The organism is Azohydromonas caseinilytica (assembly GCF_012927045.1).
Classification (GTDB): domain Bacteria; phylum Pseudomonadota; class Gammaproteobacteria; order Burkholderiales; family Burkholderiaceae_C; genus Azohydromonas; species Azohydromonas caseinilytica.
This window is the reverse complement of the sequence record NZ_JABBFW010000080.1, coordinates 1-2,355: the sequence shown is the minus strand read 5'-3', so window position 1 is coordinate 2,355 and position 2,355 is coordinate 1. Positions and strand designations below refer to the sequence as shown.

Annotated in this window: 1 protein-coding gene and 1 pseudogene; both read right to left on the bottom strand. The window is 74.1% G+C overall.

The window, feature by feature from the left end; all coding sequences use genetic code 11:
• On the bottom strand, positions 1-1,904 hold a 1,904-nt coding region (locus HHL10_RS30010; protein WP_169164089.1), incomplete at its 3' end, for a (Fe-S)-binding protein.
• Between the two features lie 2 nt (positions 1,905-1,906).
• Positions 1,907-2,355, bottom strand: a pseudogene (locus HHL10_RS30005) (N-methylproline demethylase); the annotation flags it as partial.

Genomic DNA, 2,355 nt, shown 5'->3' with positions numbered 1-2,355 from the left:
CCGACCACGCCTTCGAGCATGGCGGTGCACTGCGGGCAGGCCACGGCCACCACCTCGGCACCCGTGGCGCGGGCGTCGTCCATGCGGATGTCGGGAATGCGGCGCTGGCCCGGGATGTCGGTGGTGGGCGCGCCGCCGCCGCCGCCGCAGCAGCGCGCGGCCATGCCGTGGCGCTCCATCTCCACCACCTTGATGCCGATGGCCTTGAGCGCGCGGCGCGGCGCCTGCACCTGGCCGTTGTAGCGGCCCAGGTAGCACGGGTCGTGCAGCGTGACGCTGGGCGCCTCGCCGGCCTGGGCCCTGGGCTTGAGCACCTGGCGCTCGAGCAGGTCGGCCAGCAGCTCGGTGTGGTGCCACACCTTGGTGCGGCCCTGCGCCAGGCGCTGGGCCCAGGCCGCGTCGAGCACCGGGTACTCGTTGCGCAGCGCGTGCAGCAGGTGCGGGTCGGCCGTCACCAGGTTCACAGCCGGGTGCGCCGCCAGCGTGGCGATGAGCTGGCGCGCCAGGCGCTGGTAGCCGGCCTCGTCGCCCAGGCGCCGCGCCACGTCGCCGCAGTCGGTCTCGGCCGCGCCCAGCACCGCCGGCGTGATGCCGCCGGCCTTCAGGGACTGCACCAGCGCGCGCAGCGTCTTCTGCCCGCGCATGTCGAAGCCCGCCTCGCCCGCGAGCAGCAGCCACTCGGCGGACTGGCCTGGCTCCAGCACCGGCAGGCCCAGGTCGGCGGCCCAGTGGTAGCGCGCCGACAGCGGATGGCGCCCCTGCGTGTCGGTCTCGCGCAGCGCGGACAGCACTTCGGACCCCTTGTTGGGCACCGTGCCGCCCACCAGCGTGAGGCTGCGGCGCAGGTCCACCACCAGGTCCACGTGCTCGATGAGCATCGGGCAGGCCTGCACGCAGGCGCGGCAGGTGGTGCAGCTCCACAGCGTCTCGGCGTCGATCAGGCCCGGCACCACGGCCTGGTCCGGCGCGCCGGCGTGCCGGCCCACGTCCTTGCCCGGATACGGGTTGCCGTGGTAGCGCGCGTCGCTGCCGCCGGCCATGCCAGTGACGAGGTCCTGGATGAGCTTCTTGGGGTTCAGGGGCTGGCCCGCGGCGTAGGCCGGGCAGGCCGCCTCGCACTTGCCGCACTGCACGCAGGCGTCGAAGGACAGCAGCCGGTTCCAGGGCAGGTCCGCCGGCTTGGTCACGCCGGGCTCGTCCTGGAGCAGCTGCAGCGGCTTGAGCGCCGTGGCCTCGCGCTGCGCCGTGGGGCCCACGGGCTGCTCGCCGAAGCGCTCGGGGCGCGGGTGCAGCCCCAGGTGCAGCAGGCCGGCCACGGCATGCTTCATCGGCCCGGCCAGGCCCACGCCCAGCGCCAGCTCCGCCGCACCCACGCCCAGCGCCAGCACGCACAGCGCCGCCCACCAGGGCGCGATCTGGTCGTGCCACAGCGCGCCGATGGCCAGCGCCGCCGCGCCCACCGCGCCGGCACTCAGCGTCCAGGGCAGCCGGTCCCAGGGCCCGTGCGACACGCGCGCGGCCACCGTCGGCTGGCGCCGGCGCCGCGCCATCATGATCCCGCCGGCGAGCATCACCGCCGCGCAGGCCACCAGCGCGATGTCCAGCACCGCCAGGCGCAGCCGCAGGCCGTCGTTGATCGCCACCAGCGCCAGGCACGCCAGCGCCCCGCCGGCCACGGCCACGTGCGCGCGCGCCACCGCGGGCTCGCGCGCCACCACGTGGTGCAGGTCCACGAAGTAGCGCTTGGGGATGGCCAGGAGCCCGCTCCAGGCCACGCGCGCGCTGCGGCCCGTGCGCCACAGCGCCGCGCGCCGCGCGGTGCCGATGGCCAGCGCCGTCACGGCCAGCCAGAACACGGCGGTGACGAGGTCCCGCCACACGAAGGCAGACGTCAGGGTGTCCATGCTCAGAAGTCCTTGCACAGGCGCAGCGCGTCGTAGATGGCGCCGTGGATGTTGTGCATCGACACGCCGTCACCGATGCGGAACAGCGCGAACTGGCCGCTGCCCAGCGGCTGCGAGAGCACCGGCTGGGGCTGCGCGGCATAGAGCGCGTCGATGTCGGTCTGGCCGCGGTTGAGCGAGCGCTCCTTGAGCTGCCAGTAGAGCTGCTCGTTGGGGCGGATGCCGTTCTCGATCACGACCTGGTCCACCGCGCGCTCCTCCTGCACGTCGGTGTACTCGTTGCGCAGCACGGCAATGAGCTTGTCGCCCTCGCGGTAGACGCGATCGAGCCAGTAGTTGGGCGTGAGGATCACGCCCTGCGCGTAGAGCTGGCGGTACATGATCGGGAACGTGGTGCCGCCGGTGTCGTCGGCGATCTTCACGTCCGGCGTCACGATCTCCACCAGGTGGC